We start from the raw sequence: 25,418 nt of genomic DNA, 5'->3' as shown, positions 1-25,418 counted from the left end.
GGCTGCACGCTTTTTGCTTTTCCGTTTTCTCCGCTCATACTGCCGCCTCCTTTCCATACTGTTCTTTTCCATACTGCTCCAGCTCCATCTGGGTCCTGTACAGCTTCTCATACTGTCCCTTCCTCTCCAGGAGCTGCCGGTGGGTGCCGTTCTCCGCCACCCTGCCGTCCTGCATCAAATAGATACGGTCCGACCCGGTCACATTTGCCAGCCGGTGGGAGATGAGGATGACCGTCTTCTCCCCGGCCAGGCGGCGGATGGCCTCCATGATCATCTCCTCGCTCTCCGCATCAATGTTGGAGGTGGCCTCGTCAAAGATGTACACCGGCGTGTCGTGGAGCAGGGCCCTTGCCAGGGCCAGTCTCTGGCACTGGCCGCCGGAGAAGTTGCTGCCTTTTTCAAGGACAGGGGTCTGAAGGCCCTGCTGCCCGGCCAGGAAATCCCACAGTCTGACCTTCCTCAGGGCCTCCTCCATCTCCTCCTGCCCGGCGTCCGGCGCTCCCATCCGCAGATTGTCCTCCACTGTGCCTTTAAAGAGCCAGCTGTTATGGCTCACCATGGTGATCTGGTCCATCAGGCTTTCCTCCCGGATATGGGACAGCTCTTTTCCCTGTATCCTCACGCTGCCTCTATAGCCTCTGTTCCTCCCCATGAGGATGCCGGCCGCCGTGCTCTTGCCGCAGCCCGAGGCCCCCACGATGGAGGTAAAGCTCCCCGCCGGGAACTCCATGGACACCTGGTCCAGTATCTGCCTGTCCTCCCCGTAGGAGAAGCACACGTTCTCAAATGCCAGGTCCGTCTGTCCTCCCGCCAGGATTTCTTCTCCCTGCGCAGGCTCAGGCAGGTCCAGCAGGGCAAAGATCCGGTCGCTGGCTGCCATGCCATTCATGGCAATGTGGAAGAAGGAGCCAAGAAGGCGCAAGGGGATGAAGAACTCGGAGGCCAGAAGGATGAGCATCAGCGCTCCGTGAAGGCTCACCCTTCCCCCCGCCAGCTCCCACAGGGTGACGATCATGCCCGCCGCCGCCCCTCCGTAGGCGATGATGTCCATGACGCTGGTGGAATTGAGCTGCATGGTCAGCACCTTCATGGTGACCCGCCGGAATTTCTGGGACTCCTGGTCCATCTCCCGGGCCTTCTCCTCATCCGCCTGATAAATCTTCAGGGTAGTCAGGCCCTGGAGATTTTCCAGGAAGCTGTCCCCCAGCTCTGTGTAAATGCCCCAGTATTTTGCCAGCAGGCGCCTGGCAAACTTCTGCACCGCCACAATGGATATCGGGATGAGGGGCACGCAGATAAGGAGCACAAGGCTGGCTCTCCAGCTGACAAAGGAGAGGACGGCAAACAGAGTCACCGGCGCCAGGAGGCTGTAGAAAAGCTGGGCCAGATATCTGCCGAAATAGGTCTCCAGCTGCTCCACTCCCTCCGCCGCCATCTGCACCACCTCCGACGTGGCTGTCTTCTCCCGGTAGGAGGCTCCCAGACGGAGGAGCTTCTCATAGATCCTGTCCCGCAGGACCCTCTTCACATCCACGCTGGCCCGGTAGGAGGCAAAGGAGGCCTGCCTGTCACAGACAAACCGCAGGGCAATGGCGCCCAGGGCCAGACCGCCCCATGTAAGGGCCGAGGCGGCGGTCACCTGCCAGAAGACTGCCTGCTCCAGCAGCATGGACACGCTGCCTGTCACCAAAATCTGGCAGAGGAGGGAGAGCCACTGCCAGAGCACCTGAAAGTAAATGTATTTTTTTGACTGGGACAGAAGCCCCAGGAGTCTCTTCTTAATCATAGGCCCGCTCCTGCCCCTTTCCATCCTCCCGCCTGACCGTCTTCACGCGGAAGAAAAAGTAAATGACATGGCACACCCAGACAATGGCCAGACAGATCCTGCCCACGGGCACATTCTTCATCAGGATAAATCCAATGGCCATGACCACGGTCACGGTCCCCACAATGGAGCATTTCGTCTGCATGGTCATGGCTTTCCGCCTGACAAAGCTGTCCAGGTGCTTCCTGTACAGACCGGTCCCCAGGAACCAGTCGTGGAGCCTCCTGGAGCTCTTCGCAAAGCAGAACACAGTGGCCAGATAAAAGGGGACTGTTGGCAGGATAGGCAGCACGATGCCCACTGTCCCCAGTCCCAGACAGATAAATCCCGCGATGATCCACAGGAAACGGATCGGATTTTTGTTGTTCATATAGCTTTCTCCTGTCTCTTTCGCTCACCGCCCCTCAGACGGTGAGCACAAATTTCTTTCCTTCTACATTTGTCACATCCAGGGAGATGCCGTACAGCTCCCGGATGCACTCCGGCGTGATGATCTCCCCGGGCGCTCCCCAGGCGGCCACCCGTCCGTCCTTCAGCCCGATGATGCGGTCCGAGTAGTGGATGGCCTGGTTGATGTCGTGGAGGACCATGATGATGGTGATGCCGTACTCCCGGTTCAGCCTCTGGACCAGCTCCAGGATCTCGATCTGGTAGCGGATATCCAGGTAGGTGGTGGGCTCGTCCAGGAAGAGTATCTTCGTGCTCTGGGCCAGCGCCATGGCGATCCACACCCGCTGTCTCTGGCCCCCGGAGAGCCTTCCCACCTCCCTGTCCCTGTATGTTTCCACGTTCGTCACTTCCATGGCCCACCGTATCTTCTCCTCGTCCTCCTGGCTGCGGGCCTGCATCATCTTCATGTGAGGGGTCCTGCCAAAGGACACCAGCCTCTCCACTGTGATGTCGTCAGCGGAGGTGTTGTACTGGTGCACGATGGAGACCTTCCGGGCAAACTCCTTCAGCGCCAGATTCTGGATATTTCTCCCCCAGAGGAAGATATTTCCCTTCCGGGGGCAGAGGTTTTTTGTCATCAGGTTGAAAAGGGTGGATTTCCCGCACCCGTTAGCCCCCATGATGGTGGTGATCTCTCCCTCCTCGATGGTAAAGGAGGCGTCTCTTAGCACTTTGTTCTTCCCGTAGGAAAAATACAGCCCCCTCACCTCCATGGCGGGCTTCTTCTTATCCTCACGCTGCATATTTCTTTGACCTCCTAAGCAAAATGATAAAGAACGGGCCGCCGATCACGCTCATGATGATGGAGGCCGACACCTCGTAGGGCGCCGCCACGGTCCTTCCGATAGTGTCCGCCAGAAGGAAAGTAAAGGCCCCCGCCAGCATGGAGAAGGGCACCAGCGCCCGGTGATCGCTGCCCACCAGGATGCGCCCTATATGGGGTACGATGAGCCCCAGGAAGCTGACGGCTCCCGCCACTGCCGTGGAAATGCTGGCAAGGAGCACCGCCACCAGAGAGATCAGGATGCGCATCAGGTTGACATTGACTCCCAGCCCCCTGGCCGTCTTGTCCTCCAGAGTCATGAGATTGCACATTTTGGAGAACAGCACCGCCAGCACCAGCCCCACGATGACGTAGGGCAGAAGGGTCTGCACGTCCTCCCAGGTCTTCTGGGTGATGTTCCCCTCCACAATGGAGGCCACCCCGGAGGAGCTGCCCCCTGTCATGGAGTTCAGGGCGTCCGAGAGGCCTGAGAACATGGCGCTCACCGCCACGCCTGTGAGGATGATGCGAAGGGGGCTTAAGCCCCCCTTCCAGGACAGGCTGTACACAAGAAAGAAGGCCAGCACGCCGCCCCCGAAGGCAAAGAGGGGGGTAAAGAAATAGAGAGCCGGGAGAAAGGCCGTGACCAGCACTGCCGCAAAGCTGGCCCCGCTGGAAATGCCGATGATGCCCGGGTCTGCCAGGGGATTTTTCAGTACTGCCTGGAAGAGGACGCCCGCCACAGCCACCGCCGCCCCCGCAAAGAGGGAAATCACGATCCTCGGAAAGCGCAGGTCATAGATGGCCGCCACGTTCTCGATGCGCTCCACAAAGAGCCCTCTCATCAGCTCCCCAAAGGACACCTGCAGGCTCCCGATATTGATGGAGGCAAATACCAGCGCCGCCAGGAGGACTCCCAGGATGAGGAAGGAGAGGGCCGCCCTGGCTGTCTTCTTCTTTTTCCGGCTCTGGTCCATCCTCCGGGCCTCCTCCGGTACTGTCATTTTTTCTTCGCTCATGGCTCACCTCTCCTTACTTTGTAATCTCCTGCAGCGTCTCCTCGTCAGTCTTCCCGGTGGCTTCGCTCTCCCTGGCCGCCTCCGCGGCCCTGTCGCTGTTTTCCTTTGCCTGCTCCGAGTCATCCTCGCTCTGGGGATAGAGCATGGGCTGGAGCTCCTCCAGGGCCTCCGGATAGTTGAAATTGGCGCTCATGCCAAAGAGCTCGTAGGTCAGGTCGTAGACCCGCCCCTCCTTGACCGCCGTGAAATGCTGCCATATGTCATTTGTCGCAAATTCCTCGTTGAACATCTCGATGATCTGGTCCGGCAGCGCATGTGCGGCCCGCAGGATGACATCCGGCTCCCTGGACTTCATATCCTCTGTGTTCACAGTCAGGAATTCCTGGTCTGTGCCGGCGTACACATTCTCGCCTCCCGCCAGCTCCACCAGGCTTCCCACATAGGAGTTCTCCGTGGCGATGATGTAGCTCCCCGGAAGCCCCATGAGGATCAGCACCTTGGGGCTCTCCTGCCCTTCATTTCTGGTCACATAGTCCTCGTAGAATTCCGTAAATTCGTCTACCAGCTTCCCGGCCTGCTCCTCCCTGCCGAATATCTCTCCCAGCTCCTGGATGGACCGGTACATCCCCTGCACGCTGCGCAGGTTCAGGAAGGCCCAGTCTGTGTCAATGGCCTCGTACTTTGGCTGCAGGTCCGACTGGAGGCTGGAGGGGCTTAATATCCAGTCAGGGGAGAGGGAGGCCACGATCTCCATATCCGGACTCATGGCCGTCCCCACCTGCTCCACCTCTGCGTACCGCTCCGGCAGGGAGGATATGGTGCTGGTGCACACGCCCACAAGGTCCAGCTCCAACCGGTCACAGATGTCGGCTGTGGCGGGGGAGGTGGCGATGACGCGGGGCTCCTCCCCCATAGCCGCCACCTTGGCCTTGGCCGCCTCCACGGCCGCCTTCTCCTGGGGGTCTGTTATCTCAAGGAGGGTCTCCACGCTCCCGGCAGAGCCCGCCGCCGTGTCCGCCGACCCGGTCTGACCATCCGCGCTCCCGCTCTGGTCCACGCATCCTGCCAGGAGGCTCAGTGTCAGGGCGCTGCAGGCCAGCGCGCCTGCTGCCCTTCCAACTGCCGTCCTCCCGGCTGCCTTTTTCCTGTCAATCCTCATCATCTTCGTAACCTCCGCCCCATCTGCGCCAGTTTCTCCGGAAGAAATAGACGATCGCTGCCGCCGCTCCCATAAAGACCAGACCGGTCACCATGACGGCCGCCGCCACGGCAAACACGCCGCTGCCGGAAGCTCCGTCCGTCCCCTCTTCCCCGGAACCGTCCGAGGCAGTAGAGAGGCTCAGCCCCTGGGCGTCGGACAGCTCACCGTCTGTGGCTGTGGCCGGGTCCGCCGCCTCCTCTATGGAGCTGGAGAGGGCCGGCGCCTCGCTTCCATCTGTCTCTTCCCCTGTATCCGTATCGGCCAAGCCCGCCGCCGACAGACTGTTGCTGCCAAGGGAGGAGCCGCCGGACGCGCCGCCCGCAGTGCTGCCTGAGGAACTGCCGCCGGCCGTGCTGCTGCCTGCCGAGGCGCTGCCTGTCCCGGAGGAAGTTCCTGATGATCTGCCGGACGCGGCCGTCACGATAGTGGCGTTCATGTCTGTGTTATTTCCCACGGTGTAGTCGCTTGGATAGAGATAAAAAATGACATCTCTCCCCATGGGACTTACATACATGGAGACCCGGACCACACAGTTTTCACTGGGCACCTGGATACAGATATCCGATGTGGCCCCGTTGCTGTCCGATCCGCTCCCCGTCACGCCCACAGCCGGGCTGGCCCAGGAGGAGTCCCCCACGTTCTGCACCCAGAAGCTGTGACCGGAGGTGTAGCTCATCAAGCTCATGCGGATGGTCAGGTAGTAGGCCCCGCTGTCCGTCACCTCCAGGATGCCTGTGGTGTAGACCGCTCCCTCCACCATTCCCTGTCCGATGGGGCGGGACGCCTCTCCCCCGGAGTCCTCGATGGCCCCGGTGTCCGGGTGGGCGTAGCAGGGATGGACCACACAGGTATAGACGTTTCCGCCGGCCGCCAGGGCGGACAGGGGCGCAGCCCCCTGCCCTGCTGCCAGGACCAGGAGAGCTGCCAGGGCGCCTGCCAGCGCCCGCCTTATCTTATTTCCCACTCTCACCTTCATCACCTGCTTCCTCTTCTCTGCCGCAGGGCCAGGACGACCGCAGCGCCCGCCAATATAAGCAGCGCCGCCCATCCGGCAAGGGCTGTCCCCGTCTCATCTCCCGTCCGGGCTGCGGACAGGGAGGAGCCGCCCAGGCTGGAACCGCCAAGAGATGAGCCTCCGAGGGAGGAACCTCCCAGAGAGGAGCCTCCTGGCAGAGTGGAGGTTCCCAGACCACTGCCGCCGGTAAGGCCCGAGCCTTCTCCGTTGCCGTCTGTTTCCTCATCATCCGTCTGGCCCTCGTCGTCGAAAGCCGGGTCATCGTCTGTCGTGGCCTGCAGCGTATCCCAGTCAAGAGCCAGGAACACAGGCTGCGTCCCTGTTCCCGACGCGATAGCGTCCATGATGGGGACAAAGACCTGCAGCGGCACATAGCCGTCCTCCAGAGCCTCCGGTATGAGCTCAAAGGTGACCTCATCCGGGTAGTCTGTCCCGTACTGGTCGCTGACTCTCGAGCCGTCCTCGTTCTGCTGATAGCTGTCCACTGTCACAGCCTGCAGGTCTCCCTGGGGATTTCCGTACTGGTGGTCCAGCGTGTAGCCGGAGGCAAAGTACTGGAGCCGCCCAAGATAGCCCAGCTGGCTGCCGATGGTGAGTCCCCGGAAGTTCATGGTCAGAGCATACTTCCCGTCCTTCACTGTCAGCTTGATGGTGTGGTCAATGGCATTGTCGGACATGGAGAGGGTCTCCTTGTCCACCTTCAGCATACGCCCCGTTACCGAGTACACGCCGTCCGGCAGATTGCGGATATCCAGCTCATCCCCGCCGGGATCCGGGCTCTCCGGCTCCCCGCCGCCCTGCGCAAGGGTGCTCCAGTCAATGTGGAGCCTGGCCAGCTGGGTGCCCTGCCCGGCGCCGATGGCCTCCATGACAGGCACGTAGATTTCCACATAATTCATGTCCTCATCCTTCTGGATGGGAATGGAGATGACCTTCGGATACTCCTTTCCCTCCGTTTTCCCATCGTAGGACGGAGAGTCCGGGTCATTGTAGGCGTCGTGCACGCCCGCAAAATACTCAAGCACATCTGCGTCCGCCGCCTCGTAGGAGGATGGATATCCCACCTGGTTGTACTCCACAGTGTCCATATCCACCTTCCGCAGCCGGTACAGATAGCCCTCTATGCCGGAAATATCCAGGGACTGGAAGGTGAGCCGCAGGGACATGTCCCCGTTTTCATCCACCACCACTGTCCCCTTGGGCTGGAGGGCCGCATTGCCCATGGACAGGGCGTCATTGGTGGCGTGCCATAGGAAAACGTCCACGGTGTAGGTTCCCTCTGCCAGGTCTTCCCCCTCATCGCCGTCCCCTGGGTCCTCCCCCGGGTCAGGCTGAGGCTCCTCCGGCTCCGTCGTCCCGCCTCCGCCGGCACTGCTGTAGGATATGGTAAAGGTTGTGGTGCCGGTGTAGTTGCCGGGCGCGGCTGCCGCCACGTCTGCTCCCGCAATGGTGATCCTTCCGCCAAGCACCGCCTCATCGGCCCCCGCGTCCCTCGTCTCTTTTGCCTGAAAGGACTGGGTGCCGAAATCATTGGAAAACGCCAGGGAATGGCTGTCCGCGTACAGGAGACCGCCCTCCGGCGCCGTCACAGTCACAGTGCCCACCTTGTCCTGGGAGGACACGGTGATGTCGTACTCCTGCACATTCTCCTCGGTCCTGCTGAGGGCTCCCATGTCAAGAGACGAGGGCACGGTGACCTGGTAGGACGGAGCGGAGGTCTCCTGCGCCACGCTGGCCGTCACGTCCATGCTTTCCTGGGTGGCATCCGGCGTCTCAGGGGTCTGCGCCCTGGCTGTCAGCGTATCCCAGTACATGGTCACGATAGTCTTGACGCTGAACCTGCCGTTTTCAAAATAAATGCCGCTGATCTCCCCGTTCAGATTGCTCATGGCAGGCACATAAATGTAAGTGTTGTTGCAGTAATACTGGCTCAGAGCGCCGGTCAGGGGGAAGGATACATCTGTGACGACCTGGTAGCCCCCCCTCTGCTCTGTATTGTATGTAACGCCGTCCATAGTCAGGGCGGCCGCTGTGTCGTTGTTCTCGTAGTAGCCGTTAAATCCAAGGATGTACATGGGCTCCTGGTCCGTGCCGGAGACCATGGTGTAGGACAGCGTCATCTGCCCGCTCTCATCCACTGTCAGCACAGCCGGGGCCGTATCCGTCTGCACAAGGCTGTGGTCCACCACATCGCTGCGCACCGCCACGGTGATATCATAGGTTCCCGCCGCCGGCGTCTGGGAGGGCACTCCCGGGGCTGTCTCCTCCAGGGAAAGTCCCAGGGCCGATGCCACAGCCTCCTTGATACCGTTGGAGGAGTAGGTGGCTCCCGACACGCCGTCCAGCCCTTTCAGGCCCTGGGCGTCCGTATCCCCCAGACCTATGATGCGGCTTTGCATCCCCTTCACGGCGGAGGCAAGCTTACCCTTGTTGACCTCCGCATAGGTCCCGCCGAAATTGTCTCCCGTTATCTCCAGGCCGGTGATCACGCCGTCCGTGACAGACACGGAAGCATTGATGTCGTACTCACCGAACTGGTCTATATGGAATGTACCGCTGCCCGTGTAGGTTCCCCCGGCAGCCTCCGCTCCCATGGGCTGCGTTGTCCCGACGGCCAGGACAGCCGCAAGGGCAAGCGCCGCCCATCTCTTTCCTGTCTTTTTTCTTCTCATCGTTCCCTCCGTCAAATACAGACGATCCTCTATGACAACAGAAATCCTCGCAGGCAAAGAGCCGGAGGATTTCTGTCGTATTACCGTCTGCCGTCTTCTCAGTTAGCTTTGTAGGTAATGGTGAATGTTGTAGTTCCGGTATAGTTTCCGGCTTTGGCCGCGGCAACCGCATCCTTTCCGATGCTGATCGTTCCGCTCAGCTTGGTGCCTGCCGTGTCTGCATTAACTGTCTGTGTCTTAAAGCTGTTGGAAAAAGCCAGCGTGTTCCCATCGCTTGTCAGGCTGCCTGTCTCCGGCGCTGTGACAGCGATCTCGCCGTTCAGGTCAGACGCCGTTACGTCCACCACGTAGGGCATCGCGTTATCCTCCTCTGTGCTCAGTGTGCCCAGCTCCACAGAAGAAGGCACTGTGACTGTGTAGGAGGGTGCAGAGACCGACTCCTCCACATTTGCCGTTATCTGCATATCCTTCGTGTCCGCAGAGGGCTCTTGGGGCGTCCCGCCCACAGACTGCAGATCTGTCACCTGTATAAAGAAGCTCTGGGTGGAGTTCATCACGGAATTTACATAGGCAGAGGCAGATACCGTCCCCGCCTCCAGGTCATCCACCGCGTCTCTTGGAAGGTCCACCGTCAGCACCTGGGTCGGGTAGGACTCCCCTTCGGTTATCCCAAACAGGCTGGCGGTCGTGTCAAACACCTTCTCGGGCTTTGTCGTTATATCAGACTCCGCTGTGTACTCTGTGCCATCTACCGTGAGCACCACGTCCAGGATCGTGCCGTCAGTGCCCAGCTCCGGGAATGCGGGGATCGGGTAAGCCACATAGAATGTCAGCTCCGCGCTGTCTGCATCAAGCGTCATCTCCGCCTCGTGCACAAAGATGGGGTCGCACATGCTGGCAGCTCCGCTTCCATTGGCATTGAGAAAATGAATCTCCCCTTTGTAGTCTCCGTCAGCATAGTCGGCCGCAAACGCCGTGCTGCACATCATAGTCCCCAGCATGGCCACAGAAAGGGCCCCTGTCATCAATTTCTTTAACCTCATAATACATCTCCTTTTCTTTTTCTTCCGCCGCGGCGCGCTGCCCCGGCCCTATCCCTCCACGATCAGCGTGCAGTTGACCTCCGCCCCGTTTCTCGGGGCCATCTCCTCATCCGCGCTGAAGGTCTCGTATCTGACGGTGAGCGGATGCTCTCCGGCCTCCATCTCTTTATCCAGTGTGATCTCATACAGATGCTGGCCGGGCTGGATCAGCTTCGACGTGTAGATTGTCTCATCTGTCTCCGGCAGATAGAAAGAAATCTGGAAATACACGGTATTCTCCTCCGGATTGACCAGCTCCACCGACACATCCTTCGTGCCTGCGGGTATGGTGACAGATTTGTAGCCCGGGATCTGTATCCCGTCTGTCACACCGCTGTCTGCCTGCTGGCTGTCCGGCTTCTCCTGAGCCTCCTCAAACTCCGCATAGTTCGTCACTTCCCTGGGTCTCGTGTAAAAATAGATTCCCACAGCTCCCGCCAGGATAAGGACAAGAGCGGCAATGACTATCTTCTTTTTTCTGCCTGCGATCTTCATATCCACTTATCTCCGTCATTTCTAATTTTTATTAGTCCGAACTAACTGTTAGTCAAAAAAGCAACTCACCGGACAGCTTCTATACTGTCCAGTGAGTTAGCTTATCCTAACTGTTATGATACTACCATGCCTTTTCAATTTCTGTCAATATTATCCAATGATAATAATTTTCATTTTCAATTTATCCCTGTCTCTGCCTGAACTCTTCCAGAAATTTGCCCGCTGCTCCGCTTAAGGGCTGGGATCTCTTCCAGGCAAGGACAGAGGCTGTGGACAGCTCCGGATACAGGGGGCGGAATACCTGCCCTCTCCCCACATAGGACTCCATAGCCCCCTCTATAGCCAGAAAGCAGGCTTCCCCGGTGTTCATCATGACCGTCATATCCGTGATCAGATTGAATGCGGCAAGGATGTCCAGGTTCTGGAAATCCTCCCCCAGCCAGTTGGAAATCTCGCTCTGGACAGACTGGCGGCTGGGGGTGATGAGGAGGGTCTTCTTCAGGTCCTCCCTGGTGATCTGCTCTCTTGCGGCCAGGGAATGTCCCTCCGGTATGAAGAGTCCCCACCGCTCCTTCTCCCGCAGCCTTATATAGTCGTATCTGCTGACATCCACCGGCTCCAGGAGCAGGCCGAAATCCAAAAGTCCCCTGTCCAGCTTCTCCTTTATGTAGTCGGAGGTGTTTGTGTAGATCTCATACTGCACCCTGGGATATTTTTCCCGAAAAGCCAGGAGCTCCCGGGTCAGGACATGGGAGCTCCTCAGCACGCCGCTCCCGATGGAGATGATGCCTCCCACTTCCTCCCTGGAGGCAAATTCATCCTCGATCTTGTCCATCAGCTCCGCCACTTCCTCCGCTCTCCTGCGCAGCATCACCCCCGCATCTGTCAGCGTGAGGTGCTTCCCTCTCACAAAGAGCGGGGTGCCAAGCTCCTCCTCCAACTGCGCCATCTGCCGGCTCAGCGTGGGCTGCGTGACGTGGAGCGCCTGCGCTGCTTTTGATATGTTCTCCTCCCGTACCACTGTCAGAAAATATCTGAGTACCCGTATATCCATCTGCCTTCTCCTTCTATCTCACTTGTCTCCGTCGCACCGGCCCCTCTGTCACAACTCCAGCCCCAGGTCTGCCAGGGTGGTCTGCTGATACTCCTGGAATTTCTCCAGCTCTGCAGGCGTCCTCTCCAGGACAAAGGGCATAAACTCATCCTCAAAGACCCAGCTTGCAATCTCCTCTTTTCCCAGAAGGACAGGCATCCTGTCATGCACCCTCTCCACCGAGGCATTGGCCCTTGTGGTCAGGATGATAAATCTCTTTTCCTCCTGGAAATACCGGTAAAATCCCGCCATGTAGAGGAGCGGCGACTCCCGGTCCGAAAACTGCGCCCTGTCCCCGTCCTCATCCCACTCATAGAAATGTGCCGCAGGGATCACGCACCGTCTGCTCCTTATGCTGTCCCGGAACATCCGCTTCTCCAGCGCCGTCTCCGCCCTGGCGTTGATGAGAAGGCCGCCGGGCCGCCCTTTTCCCTCTCTCTTCTCCTCTCCCGCCGGGGGCAGGAACCCCCAGGTCATAAGTTCCAGGTGCAGCTCTCCCCCTTCCCCTGTCAGGACAGGCGCCTGTTGCGAGGGGCATATGTCCCCCGCGCCTTTTTCCAGGAACTTCCGCCACCCAAGGGTGTCTGCCGGCCCCAGTCCCGTATCATCCAGCAGCGCTCTCTCTGCCGCTTTATCTATGTGGTATCTCCCGCACATGGCCGTCCTCCTTTTGCACAACTCCTGGCAAACCCTTCCTAATAAAGCATAGCGATCTCTTTTGACAGATAAAAGTGGATTCCCTTTGTCTTCTCATTCCATCTGTCCTCGTCAAATTCCCGGACCTCCAGCCACTGGCCTCTCCTGTAGACAAAGGACTCGTCCCTTCCCGACCTGGCCTCCTCCAAAGCTCGGCCCGTCTCGTCGGTGATCTCAAGGACCCTGGCCCTGTCCGCCCTGCAGCGGTAGGATGTGGCCGAGTTCCGCTTTGCATCCTCAGGGATGTAGCGCCTGACGATGGCATACCCGCTCTCAGTCACCGCCTTCTTGTACCCGATAAAGCTGCCCTCACAGGGACAGGCCGGAAAATAAAACAGGGTGCATCCCCTGAAATCAGCGTGATAGAGATTTACCCTTTTCAGCTCAAGCCCGGACAGGTCCATTCCCGCAAACACAGGGCTCTTTCCGGCCGCATCATTCCTGAGCCACTCGTCGTACTGCAAGAGGAGCTCATCCAGTTCTCTCTGTGTCAATGTTGTCATTTCCACTCTACCCTTACACCAGCTTTTTTGATTTCTCAAATTAACTGACATTTTAATCTGTCTTCTTACAAATGTCAACCGTCCGGCAGTTTGGTGCCCGGCAGTTTCTCCAAAAGGGCGGGACAGCTCTCCCTTCTCTGTGATATAATGAGCCCATATATAAACAGAAGGCAAGACTGAAAGGAACTGTTCTTATGGAAAAGAGAAAATACATCCGAAAATATATCCTGTCCTGCATACTCCTGTCTGCCTCCCTCTGCCTGAGCGGCTGTCAGGCAGCCGGCACAGCGGTGGACATAGTCCGCTCTGTTGTGGAGATTGCCACCGGCGCCAACCCCCGCGCCCACATGACCGGGACAGTCTTTGAAGACCAGGTGCTGCCGGCTCTGGACGCAGGCGACAAAGAAGCATTTAAATCCATGTTCTGCGATGACACGGCCGCACTGCCTGATTTCGACGAAAAGACAGACGAGTTCTTTTCTTTCTATCAGGGCACATCCACAAGCGTGCAGTGCACAGCAGCATTCGAAAGTGGCATGCTCTCGGAATATATGGAAAAGAATTATAACGTATATACGGATGAAGGGAGCTATTCTGTCAGTCTCTGCTTCACCCAGCTGGAAGACGAGGAAAAGGGTCTTGACGAGAGCCGTATCGGCCTCAACTCCATCCTCATCCTGACCGGCGACCTGGCTGATGAGGCGCAGTACACCCAGTGGCCCCCGGAGGATGGGATTTTTATCCTCTATGACATCGGGGACTGCCGGACGTAAAAAAGTCCCGTAGAAAGCAAAAATCCTTCTGCCCTTGTGATATAATTGTCTTATATAGACGAGGGGGTATGTATATGGGTCACTCAGCCGATACTCTTCAAAATCTGTTTTCAGACTGCCATCTGGACAATGCCGAGCGCACGAGACTCTCGCATCAGTTTCAGAACCGCCACAGGAGCCTGACTATTGCAAGTGTCCTGCTTCTGCTCCTGGCTGTCATTTCTCTTATTGCAGTTTTTCTTTTCACCGCCGCCGGGACGCCTTTCCTGTGTTGTCTTGCCTGCGCCATATCCGCAGCTGGTACGGGCGTTGCCGGAATCTGGGCTCTGCTGGTCTCCGGGCGGCATGAGACAGACTTCTCCGGCGCCAGGATCATTGTATACGAATCCCGGCTGGGGCTGATCCTGGGAGGACTTCTCTACGCTGCCGGCCTTGTCCTTACGTTTGTCACAGCCAATATGGCCGCCTGCAGAGAAGGAAACAGCATCATTGTTTCCGTGATCTCGGTCCTTCTCTTTCTGGGATGGGCCGCCTGCGTCTGCGATTACCGCAACAGACGAATTCTCATGAACGAAAGCCGTGTGTGGGGCGCTACCGCCTTTGGAAGAAACTGGACTTTCTCAAAAAGTGAAATCTATGAAACAGGCCTCCAGATAAGCGCCGGTGGCTTCATCGCAAAAGACGCCTCCGGCAGAACCTTGTTCCGTTTTGAAAACAATATGATCCATGCAAAAGAACTGTTCCACGCTCTCGAGGGGACTCTCCCCGAAGCTCTTACAAAGGACTGGGATGAGCAGGATCTGGAAGACTGGAAAAAGGCCCGTGAAGAGCAGTGGGATCCATCCCAGGAGACAGAGCAGAACCAGCAGGCAGGAAAGATCCGGCGCGGATACCGCATCCTCGTCTTTATAAACCTTGCACTTTTTATCTTCCTTTTCTTCTTCTGCCCTGTTTCTCTTATCAAAGGGAAATACCAGTTCCTTCTGATCCAGCTCTTGCCTGTCACATACTTTATATACGGCTGGATCTTTAACCATGTCATGACCTGGATGCCTCTTTCAGACATGAATGCATCCGCTGAATGGAAGGAAAAGCACGCAGGCATGGGGTTTGTCTTTATCCATCTCGGCATCCTCCTGTTCCTTGTCACCGAAATGACCCTGTCTCCCCTCCTCAACTATCTGGCAGGCGGATGGATCGTGTACACAGGCGCCCTGCTCCTTACTGTCGTATTTCTCATCATCACTATCCGCCGGACAAGGGGCATGCCTCATCGGATCCTCACACCAGTCACAGCGGCCTTTCTTTTTCTCATATACAGTATCGGTGTCATGCCCGCCCTTACACTGGCTACTGCCCATTCTTCCAAGATAAACCACTATCCCGCCGAAGTAGTAAGACTGCGGGAAGATGAGGACTCCAAATATGTAGACAGGTACTACAGTGAACTCCTTCTGCCGGACGGAACAAAAACAGAAGTCCGCCTGTTCCACTCCGTCTACGAAGATCTTCTGGCCGGAGAGGACAAGACTGTATGTGACCAGACAGGCCTGTTTGGCATACGTTTTATCAGCGTTCACGACCCTTTATGAATCCGGCCATAAAATTTCTGCTCATACATAAAAAAAATTTATCGCGACGGAGGAACCTAAAACGGAAGAATCGAGACAGACGACTGACATCCCGTTTGTAAATGAGATTGTAATGAACGATAACACGCTCCGCAAGATCATGCTTGACCTCTGGACTCACAAAACAGGCTGCCGCCCACATTACAACCAGATACATTATCCATTACCACTCCTCCAATCCCCTTTATTATTCACAATCAGATATCTATCATTCTCTTCTTACCTACAGTATGATCCTTATTTTCAGAATATACAATAAAAAAGAAACGCTGCAAAATCAGCGTTCCTCTCATTTTTAACTAATGCCGCAGACCGGAATCGAACCGGTACGGGAGGTTAGTCCCGCAGGATTTTAAGTCATTTTGTGCCAACCGATTTTCCCAGAATGAATTGGTACGAAATGGAACTTAGAGTCCCGAAAAATGGGGATTTTTTACCGGCTCGAAACAGCCCAAATGATAAATTTCTTGCAAATTCAGTATAAATCAAGAATTTGACTTTGGCAAGGCTTTTTCGATGCAAAAGGGATGATGGAGGGATATTGGCAGGATATCCTCACACCCAGAATTAATAGAAAAAAGGTGACATTCAACCGAACGATTGGCTGGAGGCAGCATGAAATGCTGCCTCTATTATATTTCAGAAAGAGAGGCTTATTATGGAATACCAATTAGAACTCAAACAAATCGTGGATTTCCCACGCTGCCGGATTTACCGTAACTTCATACAGACCTTATTAAATGACAGGAGCATCCGAACCACCGGAGGCTCTTTTCTTTTCTGGTATCTGATTCTCTGTTCCTATGCAAATTACAGCACTTCCAACCGGCGCATGGAGCAGCTCACCTATACGCTCTCGCCGGGCGAATGGATCTGCAGCATCTCAGAACTGCAGGACTGGTTCCGCTGCCGTTTCCAACACCAGGCGGTTTCCATCCTGACACATCTCCAGGAGGAAGGCTGCATTACCTATTCGCTTCTGGAGAAAAAACGCCTGGTCCGGTTCCGGATCACAGACTGGCAGAAAGACAACACGGCACTGGAATATAAGTATCCCTGCAAAAAGGATACCGGCTTTTTCTTTTTTCCTATCGGAAAAGCCCACAAGCTGATCCAGACAGGCAAATGCTCGGAAATGGACATCCTGCTGGATCTCTGGATCCATGCAGTCTACAATGATCCGTCCGTCCTTTGCTCCGACACCGGGCCTGTTGTCTACTACCGGAACAATAGCGGCTCCCCACTGACCAGTTTCCAGACGCTGGGGGAACGCTGGGGTCATTCCAAACCTACTGTCTCCAGGCTTTTAAAAAAGCTGGAGAAGATGAAGCTGATCACCCTGGTATCCTTCCGTGGTAACCACGGGAGCATGATTTACCTGAACAATTATCTTTCCATTATGTTTAATATCAGCGATGTACTGATCGACAAGGAGGAGATCGCCATGCAAATGAAACTGCCGATTTATATTCCGAACGAAACGCCTGCAGAAGACGCCGCAGAGCGGGAGCCGCTGTGCGTACCAGAACCGGTGACGGATGAGCAGATTACCGTTTCAAAACCCATTCCCTGCGTTCCAATTCCGCACATCCGCCACATGGTAAAAAAAGTCGCAAAACTCCTGGATACACAAGGGATTTCCTGCTGTCACTGCCCCCGGACCAGGTATATATTATCTCCCTTATCAGACTGCAAGGATAGTATACCTGTAGTTCGTCTAAATATTATCTGCCCCTTTGGAGCCGCAGAATATCATTTTGAACTGACCATTGAACCCAGGCCGGAGTCTGCAAAAATGAAGCCTGAGAAGAAGGGTGGGCGGAAAGGCCGGTCAGCACTGCCAGCCACTCCCCCACCGCAGAAGGGCAGGATAGGGTATCGTTTCATGCAGCCGGATCAAAAAGCCTTTCCTGATATACCGGAAATCTTGCTGCCGGAACTTTCCCGGCAAATACAAAAAAACGCAGACATAAGAAACCGGGAAGGAGGTGAAAACTATGGCGAAGCGTAAAGAGCAGGATATTCTTGAGGAAAACCCTCGTTTTCACGACACCTACCAGTTCCTGCGGCGATATCGGGATGCCACATACAGCCTGAAGGTCGTGGTCCACCAGATGGAAAACCAGTTCAAGGTACAGTATGGTTCCAGCATTGATGAATTTCTGGATTCCATCTATGCGGCCGGCGCAGATCTGACCGGAAGCGATATTGCGGAACGTGCGAAAAGTATTGAGCGGAGCAACCGGATGCTGAAACTTCTGGAGTCCTCCGTTGACCTTCTCCGGAATAACCATAAATACGGAGAGCAATATTACTGGATTCTTTATTACTCCTTTCTGTCCCCACAGCAGCTAAAGAACACAGATGAAATCCTGGAAAAACTGGAGCAGCATATTCCGAACATCTCGTACCGGACCTATTACCGGAAACGCCACCAGGCGATTGATGCTTTAAGCAGTATTCTCTGGGGATATACGGCACGGGAAACCATAGACACACTGAACAAGTTTTTCCCTGAATAAAAGCTGGCACATATCTGGCAGATAACTGTCACTGTTTTGCGATTGCGAGGGAAATCTCCCCATGCTACAATGGATATTGCTTATAGTTTTCTATTTTTACAGCACCCGCCGAGGTGCTTTTTTTGTACCCATAAACTACCGCTGACTTCTGTACGTACAGCTTACTTACGGCTAAGTAGAAAGTCCTGCATATGCTCTACGTACAGCATACGCACATACCATGAAGAACGGAGGATATCCGGCATGAAAACAAGAGATCAAATTTATCACCGGGAAGGAGAAAAACTCCTGCGTTTCCTGACTACCTACCATGCGTTGAAATATGAACAGGTTATGAAGATATTTGGCAACCAGGATTCTATTCGTTCCCTGATTACCAGCCTGACAAAGCAGGGAAGGCTCTACCATTATAAGCAGTCCGGCCTTTTATGTGACAGTCCGGAAGCGGCAGAGAACCCGGATTATGGGACAATCGCTGCGTTCTGGGTTTTATTGGATTTTAAAAAGGCGATTGTATTCCATACCAGCGGGGAGTTCCCAGCCAAACTCCATTTCTTTTCCGAAAGTGAGGAATATGAAATACTTTATGTTCCTCTGGGGCAGGAAATCCTGGTAGATCATGTATTAAAATCCCTCCCTCGCCAGGAAGTCTTACGTCTCGTGGTGCTGGAAGATATCGCTCAGGCATCAAAGCTCTCTATCGAAGGGGTTCTTGCTTTTTGCACTGTGGATGAAAATGGCGTGGTCAGCTACTATGGAAGGAGGTAATACACCATATCGAACCAGAAAATTCTCTATGACCGGCTTGTGAAGCTGGAAAGTGAGATCCAGAAACTGAGCAACACCGTGTTTGCCCTGAAAACCACTGACATCCGTGTATACCCGGAAAATTACGGGGATCTAAGCATGAACGCTGCGCTGCGGGCAGAGCGGATCGCCTGCCAGATGCGCAACCTCGTCTGCCTGGCAGCCCCCAAAAAGCGGAGCGACTATTTACAGGAAGCCGCAGATGCCCAGGGAATTGAGATCTGCCAGAACGAAGACCTTATCTCCATTACCCTTCCGGGTCTGCTCCCAAAACGGAAGCAGCATGTCAACGCTGCCTTTCTCCATGAGCCACTGAACTATGCGCTGCAGAACTACCTGGCGGTCCATTCGCTTCCCCTGTACCGGGAATGCGTGGTCTGCTTCAGCCAGGTCTATGAACAGGACGGCCCTTTTGACAGGATACGGGATTACGATAACCTGGAGTTCAAACAGCTTCTTGATACGATTGCGACCTATATTATGGTGGATGATACCGGACTGTACTGTGACTCCTACCATACCACGGAGATTGCTGACAGGGATGCAACTGTCATCTATGTCATGGGAAAATCCACATTCCCCAAATGGCTGCAGGAACGGAAAAACAAGATTAAAAGCATATCGGAAATTCCATGATTTCAGAGAATTTTTTTCCGACATGGGTAAAACAGACGCAAAAGGCCGAATCAGCCTGCTGTTTGAGAGGCACAAAACTGCCTGTTTTTACCCAAGTTCAGACTTGCATAGGTAAACACAGATGAGGAGGTATGCTGATTTTGTATCAACCCGGCTCATTAAAATATCTGCTGCTGGAGATGACAGCACTTTGCGGAGAGTTCCCATCAGAGCAGTTAAATCGGCTTATTGAAAGCCGCTCTTACGGAGAAAAACTGATCACAGAGCTAAAGGCAGAAAAGCTGATCCGTACCCATTACCGGGACCATTTAAGAGGTTATCGTCTTACCGGAAGGGCGAAACAACTGCTCCTTTCCCAGAACCCGTCTCGTTTCCAGCTCTTTTTGACGGGCAACACCGAGACCAACCAGATACGCAGTGAAGTATCCCGGCGCATACGGCTTCACCAGAAGGCCGAAACCTACCTGACGCTTTTGCACGCCGGCATCCCATTCTTACCGGACCAGAAGCCAGACATTTTTAATGCTGGACGCAAAACCGGTTCCATCAACCTGCGAAGCCTGCCTCTTTTCTATTCTTCACGGGAAGTAAAACAGCTAGGCTTAGAAACCACCAAAATAAAAAACTCCCGGAGTATGGGTGTCCTGCTTGCTCCCCACTGTACTTATGCGCTATACAACACTGGTGACCATGTGCTCAAGTGGGAATATAAAACAGAGGTGCGGCTGAATGCTTTCCTGCAGCATTACTTACAGGATTTTCCCTATACAGGGCATCCGAAAATACGGGCTATCCTTACAGGAAAAGATATGGATACCGCCTATCAGCTCCTGACCAGCACCGGCGGGTATAGAAGGAGCCTGTTTATGATAGATACCTCCTTTGAGCATTTCCATTACCTGCCAAATACTCCGGAAGGAGAGACTCTTTTAAAGCTGCTGGTCCGTCCACGGCTCATGAAGCAGCTAGATCAGCTATTACTATCCGATTTAGGCCCCCGGCAGCCGGATCTGCCTATTGAGCATGATGGGGTGGACGCTTCCGGGAACCCTGCGGTTCTCGCATATAGTTTTGACATGCAACAGATCAACCGGTTCAATACCGGACTGAATGTCTATGGAAAGAAAGGGGTTCTGATTTGTTTTGATTTCCAGATCCCGTGCCTGAAGCGCTATCTGACCTCCGACATTCGTTTCTCTAGTATTGACCTTGTAAAATTCAGGAAGGGGGTTTTGCATGAACCGTAAATGGTGGAAGCTCATTTATCTGCTTCCCATTAGCCTCTGCACCTTATATGCAGGCGGCTACATTACACAGTTTATCCGAAACTATAACATCTGGACCGCCGCCGGGAACAGCCCGGGCAACGGCAGTTCCCCGCAGATGCCCTCTCCCCATCCGGCAGCCTGTTTCCAGGCAATTACTGCTTTCCCGTATAACCTGTACGGGATCGGGATCTGCGTGATCATCTTTGCACTTCTGGTCTTTCTTCTCATGCGGATGGGCTATGACCGGAATGGGGAGATTGCGGACCGGGACAGGAACTTAAACTACTCCACCAAAGGAACCTATGGCACTTCCGGCTTTATGACGCCGGAGGAAATGCACAAAGTCCTGGAGCTGACTTCTGACGTAAAGAAAAGTAAAGGCACGATTTTAGGCAAGCTAAACGGCAAAGCCGTCTGCCTGCCCTACCACACCTATATGAACCGGAATGTGGCTGTCTACGGCTCCAGCGGCTCCATGAAGAGCCGTGCCTATGTCCGAAATGCCATCTTCCAAAGCGTCGCCCGTGGGATAAACGGACCGGGAGAAAGCCTGATCATCACTGATCCGAAATCCGAACTGTATGAAAGCATGTCCGTGTATCTGGAGAAGGAAGGCTATACTGTCAAATGCTTCAACTTGGTCAATCCGGAAAACTCCGACAGTTGGAACTGCCTCATGGAGATCAATGGTTCCGAGACCATGGCACAGGTATTTGCCGATGTCATCATCCAGAATACCGGCTCCGCCAAAGGGGACCATTTCTGGGATAATGCGGAGATGAACCTGCTAAAAGCTCTGGTCCTATATGTGGATCAGGGCTTTCCGCTAGAAGCCAAGAATATCGGGCAGGTGTATAAGCTGCTGACCATGAGTTCCGAAAAGGAGCTGAACAGCCTCTTTGACCTGCTTCCGGTTTCCCATCCGGCAAAAGTTCCCTACTGTATTTATAAACAGGCCAGCGACACAGTGCGCTCCGGCGTCATTATCGGGTTAGGTGCAAGGCTGCAGGTATTCCAGAACAAGCTGATCCGCCAGATCACCTCCTATGATGAGATTGACCTGACGCTGCCGGGTAAAGAAAAGTGCGCCTACTTCTGTATCACCTCAGACCAGGACAGCACCTTTGATTTCCTCTCCTCCCTGTTTATGACCTTTGTTTTCATTAAGCTGGTCCGGTTTGCGGATAAAGAAGGCGTAGACGGGAAACTGCCGGTCCCGGTCCATATCCTGGCGGATGAGCTGGCGAACACCGGCGCCATCCTGGAGCTGAATAAGAAGATCTCCGTGATCCGCAGCCGGAACCTGAGCATTTCCTGTATCTTCCAGAACCTGCCCCAGATGCAGAACCGGTATCCCTTAAACCAGTGGCAGGAAATTATCGGGAATTGTGACAGCCAGTTATTTTTAGGCTGTACCGACGAAGTAACCGCCACTTTTATTTCCAACCGGTCCGGGGATGTGACCGTGGGCGTCAGCAGCGAAGCCAAACAGCTCAATTCCTGGCGTGTATCAGATTATACGCCGGAGTACCGGCAGACCCGCTCCATCGGGAAGCGTAAGCTCCTGACACCAGATGAGATCCAGCGCCTCCCCTTGAATAAAGCGCTCATCATCTTGCGGGGACAGAAGATACTGGAGGTGGAGAAATACGATTATACCCTCCATCCGGATGCAAAAAAGCTGGTTTCCCGTAAAGCTGCGGATCACATTCCTGCATGGCGGGCGAAAGCTGAGCAGGGAGAATACGACTATACGCCGACCCTTGCGGAAAATTTAAAGAAAAAGCCCCATAAAGGGCGAAGCAGATGGCCTGCCTTCCCCACCCAGGAGGCAGCGCCCTACCGGGAATCAGACAGGCCCCCGTTTTCTTCCGGACAGCCGGAGGAACCGATTGCCCGGCCCGACGATTTCCCGGATTTTCCAGAGGACCTTGTTCCCCTGGATAAAGATTCCATTATGTCTTGATTTATGAAAGGAGGCAGTTTATGCCAAACGAACTGAACCATGGAAACACGATCCTCACCCTGGACGCCGATGCGCCTCTGGAAACGCCGCAGTCCAAAGCAGATCTCATCTGGCATGAGATCCAGAACGCCTACCGCACCCGGAAGATCCTTACCGGGAAGCTGGGCGGCATTGAGAAAACAGAAGCCGGGAACCTGATTGCGATTGTATACTATAAAGACTTCCGGGCTGTCATCCCGATTGCGGAAATGATGCTGAACCTGGTCCAGGATGAGTCTCATGACTACGGGGAACTGGCACTGCGCCAGAATAAGATCCTCAATAATATGCTGGGCTGCGAGATTGATTTCCTGGTAAAAGGGCTGGATACGAAGACACACAGTATTGTGGCCAGCCGCAAAGAAGCCATGTTAAAGAAACGCCAGATCCTCTATCTGGATACAGACGCCTCCGGAAATGCGAAGGTCTGCGAGGACCGCATCGTGCAGGCCAGAGTCATCGCTGTGGCGGAAAAGGTGGTCCGGGCAGAGATCTTTGGTGTGGAGACCTCTATCCTGGCAAGAGACCTGTCCTTTGACTGGCTGGGAGACGCCAGGGAGCGGTTCCGGGTAGGGGATCACATCCTGGTCCGGATCCTGAATGTAAAAGCAGAGTCTCCGGAGCAGATTACCGTCCATGCGGATGTGAAAAGCGTGGAAGGCAATACCAGCAAAGAGAACATGAAGAAATGCAAAGTCCAGGGCAAGTATGCCGGTGTGGTGGAAGATATCCATAAGGGAACCGTATTCGTCCGACTCTCGATTGGCGTCAACGCCATCGCCCATTCCTGCTATGATCCCCGCACTGTGGGGAAAAAGGATGAGGTATCCTTTGTGGTTACACACATTGATGAGGAACGCAATGTGGCGGTGGGTCTGATCACCCGGATCATCCGGCAGAACCTGTAAGGCAATATAAATGGCAGCACTACTGGCAAACTTAACCAGATCGTGCTGCCTTCCTTCATTTTTTCATTGTCAGTGACAAAGCTCCATGCTATACTATTCCGGTATAACTGAACCAGAAAGACGGATGCTTTTCGATCTTGCCCTCTAGTATCAAAGGAGGGTGATGCCCATGACTATCACAGAAGTCTTGACTTTACTGTTAGTTATTTTTGCGGCTTTGACTTACATAGATAATCGACATAATAAGAAATAGCATCCTCTACCGCCCAAAGTTTAGGATGCTATCTCTGTATTACTTATAAAATTAACTGAGGGCATCAGATCTTGCATCTGATTACCTTTCTGAGTTCATTATACACTGGGGGATGCGAGAAATCAAGTCCCCCAGTTTTATATTTATCTATCACGCCCCTGGTGAACCTGGCAATTCAGGATTTGCAATACTAGATAATATATTTATCCAGTCGATCAATCCACTCATTTGAGTGCAGTAATGCGTCCTCACAATGTCCCTTTCCTTTTGAACAAATAGTTATGGAATTTTTATAATTTTTCTTGATATATTTAGCTACGTTTCTAAAAACAAATTCATTTATCTTTCCACCATAAAAATAAATAATCTGTGTATTGGGCGTATCAATATCTGAAGGAAGTTTAAATTGTCCAACTGCATATAAATATTTTTTTATGGTTTCATCTGATATATTATCTAACAGCTCTAAAAACACATCCAACATATCTTCTGTTACCATTGTATTTATTGCGTTTCGTACCACTTTTTGATTTCGTTCTCTTGCTTTTTTTGTTATAGACAAGTACTGTTTTATAAGCATTTGAGTCATATATTTTCCAAATGGTAAAAGTGGTGAACTTTCTAAAATAACCTTTTCAAAGGTAAGCCTTTTGTTTTTCCATAAATACGATGTTAAAACTCCACCCATGCTCATTCCATAAATTGCGTATATATGGTTAATAGATTTTGATATACAATAATTTTCTATCTCTTTTGCAGTATCATCAAAGGAATTGAACTCGGACTTCTCCTGCACATCATGTCCCGGCAAAATTGGCACAAGAATATGATAGTTCTCTTTATAATGCTCTATATAATCAATCCATATTTGATATGGACTTTCAAAACCATGAACAAGCATTATTGTTGGATTATTTGTATTGCCATATTCCAAAATACGCATTTTAATCCCCCTCTTTGCTTACACAAATTCCAATTTATCACTTGTCATACGAACTGGAAGTTTACTGTTCTTGCTGAAATATAAAACTATAGATTACATCTGCAGTCTTTTCAGCATTGGAAAAAAGGGAGGGATGTCCTCCGTTTTGGAAAAGATATACAGAAGATCTAGGAAGTATAGATGCCATTTCTTTGTATTCTTCTTCTATGTTATGTCGGCAACTTTCATCTTCTTTACTTCCCATGAATAGAATAGGCGTTTTTAATTCCTCCAATGGTTTATGGAATAGTGGACGTTTTTCCTCTGCACATTGCAATAATGCTTCTGTATCAAGATCAACTATTCTTTCCCAATCCGCACCTTGACACCATTCATAGAATTGTCTTGACTGTGTATCTTCTTTTGCCGCTTTCCGTTCAGACAAAAGGTTAGTGGCGAAGTTGTCATTAAGAGTGCGTCCGTCAAAGCTGTCTGCGACGACTGCCCGAAACAGATCAGGGCGTTCCAATGCTGCATTAACTGCCACCCATGCACCACCACTTGTTCCGATAAGACTTACTTTTCCACATTGTAAATGCTCGACAAGTGCAATCGTCTGCAAGGCTTCGTCATACCACATATCTGGCGAAAAGTTTTCTACTCGGTCTGACTGTCCATTACCTAAAAAATCAATTAGAATACATCTGAATTTTTCTGCATACAGTGGCATAAGAAGTCCAGACATTTTAGAGGAAGCTGTATTACCATGTAAAAAAATAAGTGGTTCGCCTTGCCCGTATTCTTCATAATAAACAGATTTACCCTGATACTCAAAATAGGCCATTATATCACCTCTCTCTTGGTAAAATGATAGTTCAG

23 protein-coding genes are annotated in these 25,418 nt (G+C 53.4%); 9 read left to right on the top strand and 14 right to left on the bottom strand.

Going from position 1 to position 25,418, the window contains the following annotated elements; genetic code table 11:
- Nucleotides 1-34 precede the first annotated feature (34 nt).
- From B5E62_RS05205 to B5E62_RS05150, 12 genes are all read right to left on the bottom strand, one after another.
- A complete protein-coding gene (locus B5E62_RS05205) occupies nucleotides 35-1,786 on the bottom strand; it encodes an ABC transporter ATP-binding protein/permease (RefSeq protein WP_087173570.1) in 1,752 nt (583 codons plus the stop codon).
- Nucleotides 1,779-2,195, bottom strand: coding sequence for a YbaN family protein (locus B5E62_RS05200; protein WP_087173569.1), 417 nt, complete (start codon nucleotides 2,193-2,195; stop codon nucleotides 1,779-1,781). Before B5E62_RS05200 ends, B5E62_RS05205 begins: the two co-directional genes overlap by 8 nt.
- A gap of 34 nt (nucleotides 2,196-2,229) precedes the next feature.
- Complete coding sequence (locus tag B5E62_RS05195) at nucleotides 2,230-3,018, bottom strand: ABC transporter ATP-binding protein (protein ID WP_242957722.1); 789 nt, start codon at nucleotides 3,016-3,018, stop codon at nucleotides 2,230-2,232.
- Entirely contained in the window at nucleotides 3,008-4,057 is a 1,050-nt protein-coding gene (locus B5E62_RS05190) for a FecCD family ABC transporter permease (RefSeq protein ID WP_087173568.1), read from the bottom strand. Before B5E62_RS05190 ends, B5E62_RS05195 begins: the two co-directional genes overlap by 11 nt.
- Nucleotides 4,058-4,070: 13 nt before the next feature.
- Entirely contained in the window at nucleotides 4,071-5,219 is a 1,149-nt protein-coding gene (isdE, locus tag B5E62_RS05185) for a heme ABC transporter substrate-binding protein IsdE (RefSeq protein WP_242957721.1), read from the bottom strand.
- Nucleotides 5,206-6,234, bottom strand: a complete 1,029-nt coding sequence (locus B5E62_RS05180) for a heme-binding Shp domain-containing protein (protein ID WP_087173567.1) — start codon at nucleotides 6,232-6,234, stop codon at nucleotides 5,206-5,208. Before B5E62_RS05180 ends, isdE begins: the two co-directional genes overlap by 14 nt.
- Nucleotides 6,234-8,945 carry an NEAT domain-containing protein gene (locus tag B5E62_RS05175; RefSeq protein WP_087173566.1) on the bottom strand — a complete coding sequence of 904 codons (2,712 nt, stop codon included), beginning with the start codon at nucleotides 8,943-8,945 and terminating at the stop codon, nucleotides 6,234-6,236. Before B5E62_RS05175 ends, B5E62_RS05180 begins: the two co-directional genes overlap by 1 nt.
- 98 nt (nucleotides 8,946-9,043) lie before the next feature.
- Nucleotides 9,044-9,988 carry a hypothetical protein gene (locus B5E62_RS05170; RefSeq protein WP_087173565.1) on the bottom strand — a complete coding sequence of 315 codons (945 nt, stop codon included), beginning with the start codon at nucleotides 9,986-9,988 and terminating at the stop codon, nucleotides 9,044-9,046.
- A gap of 48 nt (nucleotides 9,989-10,036) precedes the next feature.
- Nucleotides 10,037-10,522, bottom strand: coding sequence for a hypothetical protein (locus tag B5E62_RS05165; protein ID WP_087173564.1), 486 nt, complete (start codon nucleotides 10,520-10,522; stop codon nucleotides 10,037-10,039).
- Between the two features lie 181 nt (nucleotides 10,523-10,703).
- The gene (locus tag B5E62_RS05160) at nucleotides 10,704-11,576 is read right to left on the bottom strand and encodes a LysR family transcriptional regulator (protein WP_087173563.1); all 873 of its coding nucleotides are present in this window, start codon (nucleotides 11,574-11,576) and stop codon (nucleotides 10,704-10,706) included.
- Between the two features lie 48 nt (nucleotides 11,577-11,624).
- Complete coding sequence (locus tag B5E62_RS05155; protein ID WP_087173562.1) at nucleotides 11,625-12,272, bottom strand: SOS response-associated peptidase; 648 nt, start codon at nucleotides 12,270-12,272, stop codon at nucleotides 11,625-11,627.
- Between the two features lie 38 nt (nucleotides 12,273-12,310).
- Complete coding sequence (locus B5E62_RS05150; protein WP_143468805.1) at nucleotides 12,311-12,814, bottom strand: DUF5758 domain-containing protein; 504 nt, start codon at nucleotides 12,812-12,814, stop codon at nucleotides 12,311-12,313.
- 194 nt (nucleotides 12,815-13,008) lie between these two features.
- Here B5E62_RS05150 and B5E62_RS05145 point away from each other — a divergent pair, with 194 nt between their 5' ends.
- The 9 genes from B5E62_RS05145 (at nucleotide 13,009) to B5E62_RS05105 (ending at nucleotide 23,364) form a co-directional block, all read left to right on the top strand.
- A complete protein-coding gene (locus B5E62_RS05145; RefSeq protein ID WP_087173560.1) occupies nucleotides 13,009-13,587 on the top strand; it encodes a DUF5104 domain-containing protein in 579 nt (192 codons plus the stop codon).
- A gap of 74 nt (nucleotides 13,588-13,661) precedes the next feature.
- Nucleotides 13,662-15,179, top strand: coding sequence for a hypothetical protein (locus B5E62_RS05140; RefSeq protein ID WP_087173559.1), 1,518 nt, complete (start codon nucleotides 13,662-13,664; stop codon nucleotides 15,177-15,179).
- A gap of 1,174 nt (nucleotides 15,180-16,353) precedes the next feature.
- Nucleotides 16,354-17,229, top strand: coding sequence for a MarR family transcriptional regulator (locus tag B5E62_RS05135; RefSeq protein ID WP_242957720.1), 876 nt, complete (start codon nucleotides 16,354-16,356; stop codon nucleotides 17,227-17,229).
- Nucleotides 17,216-17,740 carry a hypothetical protein gene (locus B5E62_RS05130; protein ID WP_087173558.1) on the top strand — a complete coding sequence of 175 codons (525 nt, stop codon included), beginning with the start codon at nucleotides 17,216-17,218 and terminating at the stop codon, nucleotides 17,738-17,740. Before B5E62_RS05135 ends, B5E62_RS05130 begins: the two co-directional genes overlap by 14 nt.
- A gap of 243 nt (nucleotides 17,741-17,983) precedes the next feature.
- Nucleotides 17,984-18,508 carry a DUF5697 family protein gene (locus B5E62_RS05125; protein ID WP_087173557.1) on the top strand — a complete coding sequence of 175 codons (525 nt, stop codon included), beginning with the start codon at nucleotides 17,984-17,986 and terminating at the stop codon, nucleotides 18,506-18,508.
- Nucleotides 18,509-18,514: 6 nt separating this feature from the next.
- Entirely contained in the window at nucleotides 18,515-19,183 is a 669-nt protein-coding gene (locus B5E62_RS05120) for a DUF6100 family protein (RefSeq protein WP_087173556.1), read from the top strand.
- Between the two features lie 131 nt (nucleotides 19,184-19,314).
- Nucleotides 19,315-20,430: a hypothetical protein gene (locus tag B5E62_RS05115; RefSeq protein ID WP_242957718.1), complete on the top strand. Its 1,116-nt coding sequence runs from the start codon at nucleotides 19,315-19,317 to the stop codon at nucleotides 20,428-20,430.
- A complete protein-coding gene (locus tag B5E62_RS05110; RefSeq protein ID WP_087173555.1) occupies nucleotides 20,420-22,417 on the top strand; it encodes a VirD4-like conjugal transfer protein, CD1115 family in 1,998 nt (665 codons plus the stop codon). The genes B5E62_RS05115 and B5E62_RS05110 overlap by 11 nt, the downstream gene beginning before the upstream one ends.
- Before the next feature lie 20 nt (nucleotides 22,418-22,437).
- Nucleotides 22,438-23,364 carry an RNA-binding protein gene (locus B5E62_RS05105; RefSeq protein ID WP_087173554.1) on the top strand — a complete coding sequence of 309 codons (927 nt, stop codon included), beginning with the start codon at nucleotides 22,438-22,440 and terminating at the stop codon, nucleotides 23,362-23,364.
- Nucleotides 23,365-23,807: 443 nt separating this feature from the next.
- Here the strand turns inward: B5E62_RS05105 and B5E62_RS05100 are convergent, their stop codons facing one another.
- Together B5E62_RS05100 and B5E62_RS05095 are read right to left on the bottom strand one after the other, a co-directional pair.
- Nucleotides 23,808-24,560 (bottom strand): hypothetical protein, encoded by a 753-nt coding sequence (locus B5E62_RS05100; RefSeq protein ID WP_087173553.1) that lies wholly within the window; start codon nucleotides 24,558-24,560, stop codon nucleotides 23,808-23,810.
- A 61-nt stretch (nucleotides 24,561-24,621) separates the two neighbouring features.
- Entirely contained in the window at nucleotides 24,622-25,383 is a 762-nt protein-coding gene (locus B5E62_RS05095) for an alpha/beta fold hydrolase (RefSeq protein ID WP_087173552.1), read from the bottom strand.
- Nucleotides 25,384-25,418: the final 35 nt, after the last annotated feature.

It is taken from the genome of Lachnoclostridium sp. An118 (genome assembly GCF_002160985.1).
In the GTDB taxonomy this organism is placed as follows: domain Bacteria; phylum Bacillota; class Clostridia; order Lachnospirales; family Lachnospiraceae; genus Claveliimonas; species Claveliimonas stercoravium.
The sequence above is the reverse complement of the archived record's forward strand: the minus strand, read 5'-3'. Positions and strand labels throughout refer to the sequence as shown.